Below are 15,818 nucleotides of genomic sequence, written 5' to 3'. Positions count from 1 at the left end.
ACATGCGTGCCGGCCGGCTAATACCGTCGGAAGTGCATCAGCCGAAAGACCCTGGAACGGAAGAGGCATTCATGCGCGCGATCGTGTTCGAAGACTGGCAGAAGTTCCCCGTACTCAAGGACGTCGAGGTGCCCACGCCGGGGCCGGGCGAGGTCCTGCTCAAGGTGGCCGGCGCCGGCGCCTGCCACTCGGATGTGGCCATCTACAACTTCGAGAAGGACACCCCGGGCGCCGTCCCGCCGTCGTTCACCCTGGGCCACGAAAACTCCGGCTGGGTCGAGGAACTCGGCGACGGCGTGACCGGGGTCAGGCCCGGCGACGCCTGCCTGGTCTACGGGCCGATCGGTTGCGGCCGCTGCAAGGCCTGCTCACGCGGCCAGGACACCTACTGCGAGAACGCCGCCAGCATGCCCTACCTCGGCGTCGGTCTCGGGCGCGACGGCGGGATGGCCGAGTACGTCACGGTGCCGGCCCGGAACCTGGTGCCGCTCGGCGACGCCGACCCGATTGCCGCCGCGCCGCTCTCCGACGCCGGCCTGACCCCGTACCACGCCATCAAGCAGGCGCTGCCGTACCTCAACGGCGGCGGCAAGTACGCCCTGGTCATTGGGCTCGGCGGCCTCGGCCAGATCGCGGTGCAGATCCTGAAGGCCCTCACCGGCGCCACGGTCATCGCCACCGACACGAAAGAGGAGGCCATGCGCACGGCGGAAGCCGCGGGCGCCATCACCGTGCCCGGCGGCGACGGCCAGGCGGAGCGGATCCGCGAACTGACGGGCGGCCGCGGCATCGACGCCGCCTTCGACTTCGTCGGCGTCGCCGCCACCATCAGGACCGCGGCAGCCGTGATGGCCAGGCAGTCCAAGCTCACCGTCGTGGGCATCGCCGGCGGCAGCTACGAGTGGAGCTTCTTCACCACGCCCTACGAGTCGCAGCTCACCAACACGTACTGGGGCACCATCGAGGACCTGCACGAGGTCGTCGACATGTACAAGATCGGCCAGATCACGCCGGAGATCGAGCGCTTCTCCCTGGACGACGGACCGGAGGCCTACCGCCGGCTCGAGGCCGGCCAGCTCTCCGGCCGCGCGGTCATCGTCCCGCACGGTTTCTGATGATTACGCCATCCTTCACTCCGCCCCTTGTCAGTTCAGCCTTCTGCCCCTAGGTTGATAAGACCGGGGAGCCGACCTGGCTGTCGTCGGTTGAAGAAACGCAGAGGAAAAAAATAATGGCAACAGGAACCGTCAAGTGGTTCAACGCTGAAAAGGGCTTCGGCTTCATTCAGCCTGACGACGGGTCGGCGGACGTGTTCGCGCACTTCTCCGCAATCGCGACCAGTGGATACCGGTCTCTCGAGGAAAACCAGAAGGTGGAATTCGAAGTCGTGCAGGGCCAGAAGGGCCCGCAGGCGGAGAACATCCGGCCGCTCTAGGCAAACAAGCGACTAGCCAGCGGCGGGGCTTGGGCGGGCTGAAAAGCCTGCGCAAGCCCCGCCGTTGTGTGCTTAACGGCGGCGCTGCAGAGGCGCTACCCCTGGGCGGAGCGCCAGGAACCGACCTCGGCCAGCAGGGCGGTACGGCGCTCCTCACCGATGAACGCAGACCGGACGGAATTGGCCGCCAGCCGCGCGAGCTCGTCCGCGGTGAACGTGAAGGTCCGGCCCAGCTGGGCGAAGTTCTCGTCCACGTAGCCGCCGAAATAGGCCGGATCGTCGGAGTTCACGCAGACATTCAGGCCGCGGGCGAGCATGGCCGGCAGCGGGTGGTCCTTGAGGGTGTCCACGGCGCGGAGCCGGACATTCGAGAGCGGGCAGACGGTCAGCGGCACCTGCTCTGCGGCGAGGCGCTGCACCAGCGCGTCATCCTCCATGCAGCGGATGCCGTGGTCGATCCGTTCCGCGCCGAGCAGGTCCAGGGCCTCGGTGATGTACCCGGGAGGGCCCTCTTCGCCGGCATGCGCGATCCGGCGCAGTCCTGCCGCCCGGGCACGCTCATACAGGTCCACGAAGCCGCTGGGCGGATGGCCGACCTCGGCCGAATCCAGCCCGATGCCGATGATCGGCGCCTCCATCTCAAGCAGCTGTTCCAGGACCTCAAGGGCTTCCCCGGCGGGACGGTCCCGGAGGAAGGCCGCGATCAGTCCGGTGCTGATGCCGAACTCGGAGTCGCTGTCCGCCAGGGCTGAGGCAACCCCGTTGACGCAGGTCTCCAGCGCGATGCCGCGCGCCACGTGGGCCTGCGGGTCCATCATGATTTCGGCATGCCTGACGCCTGCGACAGCGGCCCGCCGCAGATAGGCCCGGGTCATGTCCGCGAAGTCCGCCTCGGTGCGCAGCACATCCATGTTGCGGTAGTACAGGTCGAGGAAGGACTGCAGGTCCGTGAACTCGTACCGGGCCCGGAGTTCGTCGAGGTCCGAGTAGGGCAGCGAAATGCCATTGCGTTCCGCGAGGTCGAAGATCAGCTCGGGCTCTAGCGTGCCCTCGATGTGGAGATGGAGTTCTGCTACCGGAAGCTGGCTCATCTGGTCCTTTCCTCGGTTCGGTGAAGGTCCAACGTAGGCCACCGCGGAAAGCTCTGGCAACACGGGCAACCAGTCAAAACCGAGGTTGCGGGGAACCGGACAGCCGGCTCCCCACAACCTCTACCTCCCGCTAGGAAAGCGCCGCGCAGACGTCTATGACCTGTCCGGGGCCATTGAAGCTGAACTCTTCAACGATTTTGCCCTTCGCATCGGTGACGAATGAGAAATTGCCTGTCGTGATGTAGATGCCTTCATCCGTCACTGTCCGGGTCAGCAGGTTCGTCCCCCTGGCGGTGGTGACGGTGTTTCCGGTGTCAGGATCGGTGGAGAGGTTGAAGGAGCCGGTGATTACATAGCTGACCGACTCCCCGGTCTTTGCGTTCGTCAGCGTTATTTCCAAGCCGGGCGAGGTGCTTAGAATTTCGCCGGCCCCGGTTTCTATGAGGTTTGCCTTGCCGGAGAACGTTCCTATGACTTTGAAGCCGCAGTCATGGAAAACGATGCTGCCCTCGATCGGTGTTGGTGCCGCGGCCGCCGGTCCTGCCGTGGCCGAGAGACCGGCGATGAGCGCTGCGGAAACGAGCATTTTCTTCATGATGAGCCCCTTTGCTCGGGTGTCCTTGTTCTTTCGTTCTTGGTTCCCCCGAACGGATCGTTTGATCCGGCACCAAGGCGTCCAGAATTCCTGAGTCCATCTTGGGAAAACCTTGGGATCCGGTTTCGGAACGTTCAAAGCATGGAAACTTTTGTAAGTAGGGACCATGGCCAACGGACAAATCATCTGCTGGGACCCGGGCAGATACGCATACAAAGAGGCGGCCGCAGGAACTACCTGCGGCCGCCTCTTGCGGGGAGATCAGCGGCTGAGCTTGCCCATCAGGGCGGCGACGGGCCGCAGGAGGATGGGCCGGGCGGCGATCCAGGCGCCGGCCAAGACGACCAGGGACGCCGCGAAAATCCAGAAGCCGAGCCACCCGCCGTCGTCCTTTGCCGCGTACATGTGGTTCAGGTTGCGCAGGGCACCGGTGGTGAGCACCAGCGTGACGTGGACGATGATGAACGCGACGAAGTAGAACATGACCGGCAGGTGCACCGCACGGGCCAGCTCGATCGGGTAGGCCTTGTTGATGCCGGCCTGCTTCGGCCACGCCGAGGACATCCGCAGCCCGGTGATGATGGCAAGCGGCGCGGCGATGAAGATCGTGGCGAAGTAGGTCAGCAGCTGCAGCGCGTTGTAGTTGACCCAGCCGTTCTCCAGGGGCCAGTTGAGCGAGGCGTACTGCAGGGCTGCGGAGACGGCGTTGGGGAAGACATCCCAACTCGTGGGGACCACGCGGGTCCACTGCCCGGTGGCGAAGAGCAGGATATAGAAGACGAGCCCGTTGAGCACCCAGAGCGCGTCCAGGCTCAGGTGGAACCAGAGGTGCAGGCTCATCTTCTGCGGCGGATTCTTGGTCTTGATGAACCCGCGGTTGTTGCGCGTCCAGTAGCCCGGCGGCCGGGTGACGGTGCGGACCTGCCAGCCGGAGCGGATGATCAGCAGGATCAGCAGCGTGTTCAGGAAGTGCTGCCAGGCAAGCCAGGCGGGGAAGCCTACCGGCGCGCCCTCGGGCAGCTCGGAGTGGCCGGGGTAGTCGGTGAGGAATTGCTGGACCGCCGGCAGTTCGCGCAGTCCCTTGGCGGCAAGGACGACCAGGAACAATCCCACCAGGATGGCAGGGACGACCCAGAGCAGTTTCGACCACTTGTTCCGGGAGGCCGCGGACTTGGTCTTCGTGGAGGGGGACATGGGGATAGATTGTCTCTCTGGTAAGGACGGGTGCGTCCGTGCAGGTCTACTCGGTCAAGGGTATGAACCGAGAATACTCCGCCGCCGAGGAAGTCGAAGAGTGGCGAAATACGACGGCGCCGGCCGCCTTGATGACGTAACACGCCGCCATCCATGGCTGCAACGTTGCAGGCCGGCTGAGGCTACCAGTCAGAAGCTTGACGAGCTGCCGGATCCGGAGAAGCTACCGCCGCTGCTGCCGTAACCGGTGCTGCCGGATCCGCCGCGGGCGGACTCGATGCTGCTTTGCCCGGCGGTGAAGCCGGTGTTGAAGGAACCGACCGAATAAAAGAGCGAGGCGGGGTAGACGGAGTCCAGGATGCTTGAGCGGCTGCGGCTGCCCCGGGCGAATTCTTCGTCCATGTCATGCCGCATCAGGTCGGCTTCCTTCTTGTTCCTGGCGGATTCGTCGATGACCGTCCTGGAGTGCTGCCGGAGCAGGTCGGTGAACTCCTCGCGGACCGTGCGAAGACCCCGCAGGGCGGCGTCCGGCGTCGTCGTGCCGGATTCAAGTTCCGCGGCCCAGCGCTGGAAGTCGTCCCAGGTGGCGTCGCGGAAGGACCGCAGCGCGGCGGCGGTGGCGGATTTCCCGGCACGCTTGGGCTCCCCGAGCATCTCGTCGAGACCGTCCAGGTCCTCGCGGAGCGGGGAGAGCTGCCGGTCCCAGGCCCTGGGCCAGCCGGAGGCGAGGTTCAGGAACGTGTTGGAATCGGCGATGACGTCATCCAGCGTGTCCAGCTCCGCGGCGGCGTCGGCGTACCCGGTGGCCAGCTTGACGTTCTTGCCCGACGAGAAGTCCTTGTCGGCCAGGGAATGGACCTGCTGGTTGAGCTTGCTGACGTCGTTGTACCGGGCCATGAACCCGCGGTATTTCTCCAGGACCAGCGCGCCGAACTCGGACGACGGCGGGATGGTGCGGGCGTTGACCTCCGTCGCCTCGAGATCCATAGTGACGTTGGCATAGCTGCGGTCGCCGCGCTCACGTTCGCTGCGACCGCGCGCCCGGTTCCGACGTCGTACTGAGATCCAGGTGCCGGCGCCGCCAAGTGCCACAACCCCCGCTGCGATGCTCCCGCCGACGAACCAGCCGGAGCGGTACCACGGCCGGTTGATCAGCTCGGCGCCGCGCCGGACTCCGGCGATCGTCCCGTCGGTCCACTGCGCCTGGCGGAACAGGTCCTTCGTGGCGTCCTGGATATCTGCCTGCTGCTCGGGGGAGATCTTGCGGTCTTCACCGAAGTAGGTGCCAACGTGCCGCCCCTGCGGGTCCAGCGCGAAGATGTAGAGGCCGTCCGCCCACTTCTGCCCGTCCTGGCTGATCCATTCGGGATGCTCCGAGCGGGCGAAGCGCAGGACTTCCTCGTTCAGGTTGTCCGAGGCCGAACCGCGGTACGTGTAGACGGCGATCTTGGTCGGTTCGTAGAACTCGGTCCCTTCAATAGCGGGCCGGAGCGTTTTGAGGTCCAGCACGCCCGCCTTGTCCTCGACGACGACGTCTGTCGGCGTGTCCGCCAGCGCCGTGGCCGCGGGCGCCAGCAGCGCCCCCATGGCCAGCACCAAGGTGCCGAGCAGTCTCCTCATGTTCCCCCGTTTCGCCGTGATCCTTCCTGCACCCTATCCAAAACGGACGACGACGGACCCCGCGGCCCAGTACCTCAACTCCGGCAGGGAGACTATGGAAGACGTGGGCGAGCGCCCGGCTGCGGTCGGAGCGGCCTGAGCCAGACCTGGTATCCCTCGTCCTTATGCACCAGCATCCGGTTGAGCACGCCGTGCTGGGCAAGCCAAATGGCCGCTCCATCCCGGGATGCCGACTCTACAATGCCAAATCGCACATGCAATCCGCGTTGCCGGACTTCCACATGGGTGCCCTCCAGCCTCTGCCAGTCGTCGAAGGGGCCCTCCCGGTAAAGGTCAGGAAACGCTTCGACTACTTGTCCTTGTTTCACATGCTCCTCGCTTCCTGTGGGGCGATCCGCTGCGTGGCACTGTGAGGGATACTCCTTAGCGCTCGTGAATCATGCAGACGCTTCGTGGACAAAAAAGCCCCGCCCGGTCTTTGCCCCGAAATATCCGGCCTCCACAAGCCGGCGCAAATTGTTGGGTACGACCTGGGCCGGATCACGCAACTCCGCGTGCATGGCATCTGCCGCTGCGCAGACCACATCCAGGCCGATGAAGTCCGCCAGCGTTAGTGGACCCATAGGATGGCCGCATCCGAGCCGCATACTCTTATCGATGGTTTCGGCATCCGCATAGCCGCTGTCGAGCATCCGTGCCGCCGCCAGCAAGAACGGAATCAGCAGCGCGTTGACCACGAAACCGGGGCGGTCCTCGATGATAACGGGAGTCTTGCCCAATCCGGACTCCACGAACTGCCGTGCCGCGGCAACGGTGGCGTCACTGCTGTGCACGGTTTGGACGATTTCGACCAGCGGCATGCGCGGTACGGGGTTGAAGAAGTGCAGGCCGACGAAGCGGTCCTGGTGGCTGAGCGCCCGGGCGAGCTTCGTGATCGGGATGGAGGAGGTATTGCTGGCGATTACCGCGGTTCTGGAGACCTGCTCTTCCACCGTGGCCAGGACGGCGAGCTTGATCTCCAGGACCTCCGGAACAGCCTCGACCACGATGTGGCAGCCGGCGAGGCTGTCCGGTGACGCGGCGGTCGTGAGCAGCGCGAGACGGTCGGAAGCCTCCTGTGCAGAGAGCTGTTCTTTGTCGACCGAGCGCTGGAGGTTGCCTTCGATGTGCTTGCGTGCGCCGCTCAGGGCATCCTGTGAAGAGTCATACAGGACAACCTGCTGGCCGGCCCGCAGCGCGCTTTCGGCGATGCCGCGGCCCATGGTCCCGGAGCCGACGATGCCGACGGCGGTGATGGTGCTCATCAGGCCTCCCACCTTTTGAAGAGGGCGGCAATGGCCTGGCCTCCGCCGATGCACAGCGTGGCGATGCCGAACTCCAGGTCCCGGCGCTGCAGGTCCTGGGCCACGCGCAGCGCCAGGATTGCCCCGGTGGCGCCGATCGGGTGGCCGAGCGCGATTGCTCCGCCGTAGGGATTGGTCCTGGCCGGATCCAGCCCGGCATCGCGGATGACGGCGACTGCCTGGGAGGCAAAGGCCTCGTTCAGTTCGACGACGCCGATGTCGCGGGGCTGCAGGCCGGTTTCGGCGAAGAGTTTCCGCAGGGCGAAGGTGGGGGCATAGCCCATGTAGGCCGGGTCGATGCCGGCAACGGTGACATGCTCGAGGGTCGCCAGGGCACCCAGACCACGTTCGCGCACCGTACTCTCCCGCATCAGGACCATGGCGGCGGCGCCGTCGTTAATGCCCGAGGCATTGCCTGCCGTGACGGTGCCGTTCGGCCGGAACGCCGGACGCAGGCTGGCCAGGTCCTCCAGTGTCGTGTCCGGCCGGGGATGCTCGTCGGTCGTGACAATAACGGGGTTGCGCCCCGGGACCTTGACCGGAACGATTTCCTCGTCGAAGGCCCGCAGTGCGTCCGCCGTGGCGGCGCGGCGCTGGCTTTCGATGGCGAATTCGTCCTGCTCCGCCCGGCTGACCTTGTACTTGGTGGCGACGTTCTCGGCTGTGACGCCCATATGCTCGTTGCTGAACGGATCGGTGAGCATTGCCAGGGTGCCGTCGACCAGGGTGCGGTTGCCCAGCCGCGGGTTGGCGCGGGAGTCGAAGTCGAGGAAGGGCATCCGGGACATGGACTCGTCGCCGCCGGCCAGGACAACGTCCGTGGACCCCCAGCGCAGCTGCTGGGCACCGGACCAGACCGCCTGCAGGCCGCTGCCGCACAACCGGTTCACGGTCAGGGCGGTCGCCGTGGGCAGCACGCCGACGGCCAGGGCGACCCGGCGCGCGTTGTACGCGTCCAGCCCGGCCTGGCCGACGCAGCCCATGATGACTTCGTCGATGTCTTCGGCCATGACGCCGCTGCGTTCAAGGGCGCCGGTGGCGGCAATGGCACCGAGTTCGTGGGCCGGCAGGGCCTTCAAGGCACCGCCGTACCTGCCTACCGGAGTCCGGGCTCCGCCGGCAATGACGATTTTTTCTTCAGACATGGTTGCTCGATTCTCGTTGGGTATTTGCGGAGACGGACGGCCGCACGGGCCGGTTGGGGCTGGGGCTCAGCCGGCGACCTCGCGGCCGAGCAGTTGGCGGGCGATGATCCACTTCTGGATCTCGTTGGCCCCTTCATAGATCTCGGTGACCTTGCTGTCCCGGTAGAGGGCCTCGACCGGGCCGGGCGTCCCGTCTGCGCCGAGTTCCTGGATGTACCCGATCCCGCCGAAGAGCTGGACGGCGTCCCGGGCGATGTCCGTGGCCAGCGAGGTACCTGCGATCTTGGCCATCGCGGCTTCCGGCTCCGGGAAGGCATTGCCTTCGTCCAGCCGCAGCGCGGCCTTCAGGTAGAGCGACCGGGCGGTTTCGAGCCGGAGCGCGTAGTCCGCCATCAGGAACTGCCAGTGCTGCATGCTGCCGAGCTTGGCGCCGAAGGCCTCCCTGGTGCTGAGCCGGTCGGTCATGAGATCGAACGCAGACTGGGCCATACCCACGCCGGCGGCCGAGATGGCGATCCGCCCATAGGCCAGCATGGCGAGGGCGATCTTCAGGCCGCCGCCCTCAGTCCCCAGCAGGGCTTCTTCCGGCAGCTCGACGTCGTCAAGGATGACGTCCGCGGTGAGCTGGCCCTTGTTGCCGAGCTTGCGGTCCGCACGGCCGACGGTAACGCCCGCGGCGGCGGAGGGCACGATGAACATGGACAGCCGTTCGCCCGTGCGGGCCAGGACCAAGATGACGTCGGCAACCGGGGCGTTGGTGATCCACCGTTTGCGGCCCTGCAGCCGCCAGCCGGTGGCCGTCCGGGCGGCAACGGTCTGCACCGACTGGGGACTCAGGTCGCTGGACGAGCCGGGCTCGCTGGTGGCGAAGGCGCCGATGATCTCGCCGCGGATCAGGGGCCCGAGCCATTGCCGGCGTTGTTCCGGAGTCCCCTGGTTCAGGCCGGTGCCGGCCAGGACGCAGTGGACATCGTAGATCGCGGCCACGGAGTTGGAGTAGTAGGCCAGCTCCTCGATGGCGGCGACGGTGGCCGAGGCCGGCCGCTCCAGCCCCATGCCGCCGGCGTCCGCGGGGAAGGCAAGCTGGAACAGGCCCTCGCGCGCCATCGCCTCGAAGACGTCCGACGGGAAGCCGTCCTCCACTTCGTCGCCGGTCGCGATCCGGCCGGCCACCGGAGCAATAACGACGTCGGCGAAGCGGCGGGCGCGTTCGCGCACCTCGAGCGTCTCCGGGCTGGAAAGCAGGTCGTGGTACAGGCGGTCGGCCTGCCGGGCGGGGGCCCGGACGGGGGCTGCCGTGGCGGCGGGGGCGCCGGAAGCGGGTGACATAAAAACCTCCAGATGGCTCGTGGTGGACGGAAGTGCTGCGGCCTGGAGCCGCCTAACTGCTGGTGTAGCCCGCGTCGACGTGGATGGTGGTCCCGCTGACGTACGAGGACAGATCGGAGGCCAGCCAGAGAGTGGCCTGGGCCACCTCATCAGCCCTGCCGAACCGGTTCAGCAGGCTTAGCTGCGGCGCGAAGTCCGCCTCTGTCTGGCCCTTGCGTGCCAGCGAGGCCTGCAGCATCGGCGTGTCGATGGCGCCGGGGGCCACGCAGTTGACGCGGATGTTCCGGGACCCGGTTTCCATCGCGGCGGTCTTGGTGAGGCCCACGACGCCGTGCTTGGCCGCGACATACGCCGCCGCGTTGGGCTGGGGTCGGAAGCCCCGGACCGAGGAGATGTTGATGATGGACCCGCCCTCGTCCTGGGCGATCAGCTGCCTCAGTTCGTACTTCAGGGAGAGGGCGACGCCCTTGAGGTTGATGGACATCAGCCTGTCCCAGTAGTCCTCGTCCAGTTCGGTCAGCGAATTGGTGTCCGGGGTAATAGCGGCGTTGTTCACCGCCACGTCCAGCCTGCCGAACCGTGATGCCACGGCCTCGACCATGGACGCGACCTGGTCCGACCGGGAAACGTCAACCTTGACGTAGAAGGCGGTCCCGCCGTCGGCCTCGATTTCGGCGACGGTCTTTGCGCCGGCTTCGTCATTGAAGTCGGCGACGGCCACCCGGGCGCCGGCCGCGGCGAAGAGCTTGGCCGTGGCCGCGCCCATGCCCATGGCAGCCCCGGTGACGAGCGCGACTTTGTCTTGCAGGATGGGGTAGGTCATGATGGCTTCCCTTTCCGGGACTGGGACGGTTACCGGAAGGACGGAAGGACTTCGTTCTTGAACAGTTCCAGCGTGCGCAGCACCTGTTCCTGCTCCAGCGCGTACCACTGCATGCGCAGCACGATGTAGGTCAGGCCCTGGGCTTCGAGCGCCTTCAGGGCGACGACGGCGGATGCCGGGTCGGTGAACAGATAGGAGGCGTCTGCGGTCTGCATCGCAGCCTGTTCGGAGGACAGATGCGAGTAATTGCCCGTCTGGTCCGGCGCGTTGTACTTCGCATACTCGCGGCTCAGGGAATTCCGGGCGGCCAGCCCGATGGCCCGCGCCCGCTCCGCGTCGGGGTCGAGGACGAGCTCGCGGCGGACCACAAGTTCGGAGGCCGGGCCGAGGCCGAGGCGGTCCCGCTCGGCCCTGTAGTGGCCCAAAACGATGTCGAGCTTCTCCGGAGAGGTATGCGGCGGCACAATCCAGGCATCGCCGAGCCGGGCGGCTCGCTCCGCGCCCTTGCGGTGGGCGCCGGCGCCGATCCAGATGGGCGGGCCGCCCGGCTGGACCGGAACGAGGCTGATCCGCTCGTCCTCCATATGGAAGTGCCTGCCTTCGAAGGAGGTCCGCTCGCCGCTCCAGAGCTGGCGTACCAACTGCACGCTTTCTTCGAAGCGGCCTATGCGTTCCTCCATTGGCACGCCGAAAGACTTGAACTCGTTTTCGCGGTAGCCCATGCCGAAGCCGGCGATCGCGTTGCCGTTGGAGAGATGGTCCAGGGTAGAGAACTCCTCCGCGGCGCCAACGGGATGGCGCAGCGGAAGGATGTACATGTTGGTGCCCAACTTCATGTCCCCGGCGTCCTGCGAAAGTGCCGAGAGCAGGTGCACCGGCTGCAGCGTCGGCATTCCGCCGAGGTAATGCTGCAGGACCCAGAGCGAATCAATGCCTGCGTCACGCGCCGCGCGGACCTGCTCGCGCAGCATGGAAATCCGGCTGGCCGGCACCACGTCGTGGGGAAAATCGTTCATCAGGGCAAGCCCGAACTTCAATGACATCTTGGCTCCTCAGTGGATTCCTCAGTGGATGGTGTAAGAACGAGTGCGGCGTCAACGATGACGGCACCGCCCTGCTTTGAGTTGGAAACGATGACGGGGTTGAGGTCGGCCTGCTGTATCCAGTCGGCTGCCGCAAAGAGTTCCGAGAACTGCACGACCAGCTCTGTCAGGGCGTCCAGGTCGTATTCCGTCCCGCGGTAGCCCCGCAGCAGCCGTCCGACCGCAAGTTGACTGACGGCCGCAACGGCCTCTTGCCGGTCGACGGGGCATTGCCGGAACACAGTGTCGTCCATCAACTCAGCCAGCACCCCGCCGGCCCCGATCATGACGAGGGGCCCAAACTTCGGGTCCCTGACCCCGCCGATGATGACTTCGGCTCCCGTACGCAGCTCTGCCAGCAGTAGCCCCTCGGACTTCAGGCCCTGGGCGGCGACGATGTCCCCGAAGTCCTCCACGGCCCCGGCAAGTTCGCCCTCGTCGCGGAGGCCCACCCGGACTAGCCCCAGATCGGACTTGTGCACCACATTGGTACAAAGCTGTTTCGCGACAACCGGCCAGCCGATCTCCGCCGCGGCCTTGGCAGCCGCCGCCGGTTCCTCGACCAGGACTTCGCGGGATACTGCCAGACCGTGCCGCGCCAGAAACGCCTTGGCCTCGTGCTCGGTTGGCAGTTCGGCCATCTCCGCCGGGCGCCGAATCTGCACGGCCGCGTCCGTGCCGGTCTGCCTGGCGGTTGCCGTGGTCCGCGTGGCCTCCCGGTAGGACGCTGCCCAGCGGGCCAGATGGGACAGCGCCGTCAGCGCCGCGTCGGCCGAGGCGAAGTGCGGGGCGCTGCTGGCTGCGAGGAGGTCCTCGCCCCGGTCAGTCAGGTTGGCGGCCGTCCACGCGGAAATGACGGTGGGCTTGCCGCTGGCTTCCGCCGCAGTAATGAAGCCGGGCAGGAGGCGTTCGGCGTCGTGGGAGCCCCAGGTGGGGACCGCGTAGAGGACCATGCCGAATTCCGGCGCCTGCTCAAGCTCCGCCAGGACGCTGAGGAGGAACTCCGTGTTGCCGATGACCTGGCCGGTGAGGTCGAAGGGGTTGCTCGGGGCCCCGAAGCGCATGGTCCGGGACAGGGCCTGGACCGTCTCCTCGGACAGGGGCAGGACGTCCAAACCGAGTTCGGTGGCCCGGTCCGCCGCGTAGCTGCATTCGCCGCCCGACGGCGAGACAATGAGTACCCGGTTCGATTCGGGCATCGGGACCCGCGCCATGAGGTCCGCCGTATCGATCAGCGCGTCCACCGAATCGACCTCGAGGACGCCGAGCTGCTCCATGATGTTGCGGAAGACGGCCTGGGAGCCGGCCATGGCGCCGGTGTGGCTGAGCGAGCTGCGCTGTCCGGCGTCGGAGCGGCCCACCTTCAAGGCCAGGACGGGCTTGCCTGCCCGGTGCGCTTTGGCCACGGCGGCCTTGAAGGCCGGGACATCCCGCAGTTCCTCCACGAAGAGCGCGATGACGCTTGTCTGCCCATCATCGGCCAGCGCATCGACCAAGTCTGCGACGTCGACGTCGCCCTCGTTGCCTACGCTAACGAAACCGCGGATCCCGATGCCCCGTCCCTGCGCCCGGTTGAAGAGATTCACCGCCATGCCGCCGCTCTGGCTGATGATGCTGATGCTTCCGCCGGTGTAGGTTCCGGTGATGTTCAGGGTGGGACAGGCCACGACCTGGTCCGTCACGCTCACCGCCCCGATGCAGTTGGGCCCCAGCAGCCTGCTGCCGCGCCCACGGGCGAGGTCGACGAGTTCGCGCTGGCGGACCTGCCCGGCCTCGCCGTCTTCCGCGAAACCGGCCGAGCAGACCGTAATGACCTTGACGCCCGCGTTGGCGCAGTCGCGCACGGCGTCCGGCACCAGGTCCGCGCGAACCAGCAGGATGGCAGCATCGATTGGTTCGCCGATGTCGCTGACCTTCGCGTAGCAGCGGAGTCCTTCAAGTTCTTCATAGCGCGGGTTGACGGGAAATATCCTGCCTGCATAGCCCGTCCGCAGGAGGTTGGCGAGGCTCCGCGAGGAGTACCCCTCTTCGTTGGCCGAGGCACCGACAATTGCGATGGAACGCGGCGCGAACAGTGCGGCCAGGTCAAGCGGCTCACGGACCGCTGCGGCGCTGCCGGTCAAGGTTCCGTCACTCACCGATTGTCCTTCTCGATGGCCAGGCCGTCCGCCACCGGAGGGCCCTGGAGGATCTTGGCCAGCGCGTATGCCTGGCGGGTGGCAAAGACCAGCCGGCGGGGGGCGAAGGCATCACCCAGCAGATGGACGTTCCCGCGGCGTTCGCGCAGCGTTTCGAAGAGGGAGCTTTCCGCAACTCCGCCGCAGGCCAGGACCACAGAGTCGAAACCGTCCAGCTGTTCCTCGACGCCGGAGTACACATTGCGCGTGGTCACGGTGCCGGCGGTGATGGCGGTGACTTCCTCCATGAACCGGAACTGCACCTTCTGCGTGCTAAGCCGGCCCAGGATGCCGCCGACGATGTAGCGTCCAAGCAGTTGGGCCGCTCCGTTCGTGGCGTAGATGATCCGCACTTGGTGGCCGCGGGAGCTGAGGTGGTCGGCCAGTGCCAGCGGCGGCATGTGGTCGTCCTGCGCCACGATGATGACGCGCTCGCCGACGGCGGCCCGGCCGGTGAGGACGTCGCGGATCTCCAGGACGTGCGGGTCCTGCGCGCCCGGGATCGGCGGACGCCGTGCCGACGCGCCCGTGGCGACGGCGACGACGTCGGCATCCTCGGCCAGGACGTTATCCGCGGTGGCGTCGTGGTTCAGCCGGATCTTGACGCCGAGGTCGGCGAGGCGGTTCTGCTGCCACTGCAGGTACTGGCCGAAGCGCTCGTGCCGCGGCGCGGCGGCGGCGATGCGCAGCTGTCCGCCCAGCTGGTCCTGCGCTTCCCACAGGTCTACGCTGTGGCCGCTCTCGGCTGCAAGGCCCGCCAGTTCCAGGCCGGCCGGGCCGCCGCCGATGACCAGCAGCCGCCGCGGGCTGTCGGAACGTGCCCAGGGGCCTTCGAGTTCATGGCTCGTGTGCGGATTCACGGCGCAGCCGAAGGGCAGTCCGTCGACGTAGCGCCGGTTGATGCATTCGTTACCGCCGACGCAGGGACGGATCTCCTCCGTGCGGCCCTCTGCAGCCTTGACCAGTAGTTCGCCGTCGGCAATGTGCGCACGGGCCATCCCGACGACGTCGGCATGACCCGAAGCCAGGATCCTTTCGGCGATCTCGGGCGAGTTGACCAGGCCGGTATGCACCACCGGCAGGGAGACGGCCTGCTTCAGGTCCCCGGCCAGCTCGGCCCACTGGCCCGCATCGAAGAAGTGCGGCTGGATGTAACTTGGGTTGCCCCAAGGGGTGCCGACGACGCCGTGGATGAAGTCGATCAGGCCTGTTGATTCCAGGTATTGGGCAATCTCGATGCCGCCTGCGGCGTCGTAACCGCCCGGAACCTCCTCCTTGATGTTCAGCCTGATGCCTACGGCCATCGAGGTTCCGACGGCGTCGCGGATGGCAGTGAGCGTCTCCACCACGAACCGCGCGCGGTTCTCCAGCGAACCGCCATAGGCATCCTGGCGGTGGTTGGTCAGCGGGGAGAGGAACCACTCCAGGAGGTCGTCATGGTTCACATGCAGTTCAATGCCGTCGAGCCCGGCTCGCAGTGCCTGCCCGGCGGAGAAACCGTACTCCTGCACGAACCAGGAGATTTCCCGGGCGGTGACGACATGCGGCAGCTGGTTGCTGACCGGCGAACTCGGCCGGGCCGAGGGCGCATGCGGGAAGCCGCCGATCATGGTCATCTGGCAAGTGACCACAGCGCCGGCGGCATGCAGCGTGTCCGTGACCTTCTGAACCCGGTCGACGAAGTAGGGCAGCCTGAAGTAGCCCTTCGTTTCGGCGCTGATGCCCGAGGGCTCGAAGCCGGGAATGAACTGGTTCTGGATACGCCCGGTTACGCCGCCAATCCAGGCCACCCCGGCCTTCGCCCGCGATTCCAGGTACGCGATCGTCCGGTCCGCTTCTCCCTCGTCGGCGCCCCAAAGATTGCCGATGGCCGAATTGTGCGGCGGCATCATGACCCTATTGCGCAGCTCCATAGGCCCCAACTGGACGGGGGAGAACAGATGCGGAAAGGCACTCCCACGCGACATCGCTAATTGTTGGTCAT

13 protein-coding genes are annotated in these 15,818 nt (G+C 66.6%); 2 read left to right on the top strand and 11 right to left on the bottom strand.

The genetic code is table 11. The annotated features are described in order from the left end of the window. The first annotated feature begins 71 nt into the window (after positions 1-71). On the top strand, positions 72-1,115 hold the full coding sequence (locus tag WFH44_RS10860) for an NAD(P)-dependent alcohol dehydrogenase (protein ID WP_336713884.1): 1,044 nt from the start codon (positions 72-74) through the stop codon (positions 1,113-1,115). Between the two features lie 116 nt (positions 1,116-1,231). Then, the gene (locus WFH44_RS10855; protein WP_264797031.1) at positions 1,232-1,435 is read left to right on the top strand and encodes a cold-shock protein; all 204 of its coding nucleotides are present in this window, start codon (positions 1,232-1,234) and stop codon (positions 1,433-1,435) included. A 95-nt stretch (positions 1,436-1,530) separates the two neighbouring features. Here the strand turns inward: WFH44_RS10855 and WFH44_RS10850 are convergent, their stop codons facing one another. From WFH44_RS10850 to WFH44_RS10800, 11 genes are all read right to left on the bottom strand, one after another. Further along, positions 1,531-2,526, bottom strand: coding sequence for an adenosine deaminase (locus WFH44_RS10850; protein WP_336713883.1), 996 nt, complete (start codon positions 2,524-2,526; stop codon positions 1,531-1,533). A 130-nt stretch (positions 2,527-2,656) separates the two neighbouring features. Continuing rightward, the gene (locus WFH44_RS10845; RefSeq protein ID WP_336713882.1) at positions 2,657-3,121 is read right to left on the bottom strand and encodes a hypothetical protein; all 465 of its coding nucleotides are present in this window, start codon (positions 3,119-3,121) and stop codon (positions 2,657-2,659) included. A 261-nt stretch (positions 3,122-3,382) separates the two neighbouring features. Further along, complete coding sequence (locus WFH44_RS10840; protein WP_336713881.1) at positions 3,383-4,315, bottom strand: cytochrome b/b6 domain-containing protein; 933 nt, start codon at positions 4,313-4,315, stop codon at positions 3,383-3,385. A gap of 189 nt (positions 4,316-4,504) precedes the next feature. Continuing rightward, positions 4,505-5,935, bottom strand: a complete 1,431-nt coding sequence (locus WFH44_RS10835; RefSeq protein WP_336713880.1) for a DUF5129 domain-containing protein — start codon at positions 5,933-5,935, stop codon at positions 4,505-4,507. 437 nt (positions 5,936-6,372) lie between these two features. Beyond that, positions 6,373-7,239 (bottom strand): 3-hydroxyacyl-CoA dehydrogenase family protein, encoded by an 867-nt coding sequence (locus WFH44_RS10830; protein ID WP_336713879.1) that lies wholly within the window; start codon positions 7,237-7,239, stop codon positions 6,373-6,375. Beyond that, positions 7,239-8,423 (bottom strand): thiolase family protein, encoded by a 1,185-nt coding sequence (locus tag WFH44_RS10825; protein WP_336713878.1) that lies wholly within the window; start codon positions 8,421-8,423, stop codon positions 7,239-7,241. Before WFH44_RS10825 ends, WFH44_RS10830 begins: the two co-directional genes overlap by 1 nt. 66 nt (positions 8,424-8,489) lie before the next feature. Continuing rightward, positions 8,490-9,752 (bottom strand): acyl-CoA dehydrogenase family protein, encoded by a 1,263-nt coding sequence (locus tag WFH44_RS10820; protein ID WP_336713877.1) that lies wholly within the window; start codon positions 9,750-9,752, stop codon positions 8,490-8,492. A gap of 52 nt (positions 9,753-9,804) precedes the next feature. Further along, a complete protein-coding gene (locus WFH44_RS10815) occupies positions 9,805-10,575 on the bottom strand; it encodes an SDR family NAD(P)-dependent oxidoreductase (RefSeq protein WP_336713876.1) in 771 nt (256 codons plus the stop codon). A 29-nt stretch (positions 10,576-10,604) separates the two neighbouring features. Further along, positions 10,605-11,618, bottom strand: coding sequence for an LLM class flavin-dependent oxidoreductase (locus tag WFH44_RS10810; RefSeq protein WP_336713875.1), 1,014 nt, complete (start codon positions 11,616-11,618; stop codon positions 10,605-10,607). Beyond that, positions 11,609-13,795 (bottom strand): acetate--CoA ligase family protein, encoded by a 2,187-nt coding sequence (locus WFH44_RS10805; RefSeq protein WP_336713874.1) that lies wholly within the window; start codon positions 13,793-13,795, stop codon positions 11,609-11,611. Before WFH44_RS10805 ends, WFH44_RS10810 begins: the two co-directional genes overlap by 10 nt. After that, on the bottom strand, positions 13,792-15,801 hold the full coding sequence (locus tag WFH44_RS10800; protein ID WP_336713873.1) for an oxidoreductase: 2,010 nt from the start codon (positions 15,799-15,801) through the stop codon (positions 13,792-13,794). The genes WFH44_RS10805 and WFH44_RS10800 overlap by 4 nt, the downstream gene beginning before the upstream one ends. Between the last annotated feature and the right edge of the window lie 17 nt (positions 15,802-15,818).

This window comes from Arthrobacter sp. USHLN218 (assembly GCF_037144715.1).
Lineage (GTDB): Bacteria > Actinomycetota > Actinomycetes > Actinomycetales > Micrococcaceae > Crystallibacter.
The sequence above is the reverse complement of the archived record's forward strand: the minus strand, read 5'-3'. Positions and strand labels throughout refer to the sequence as shown.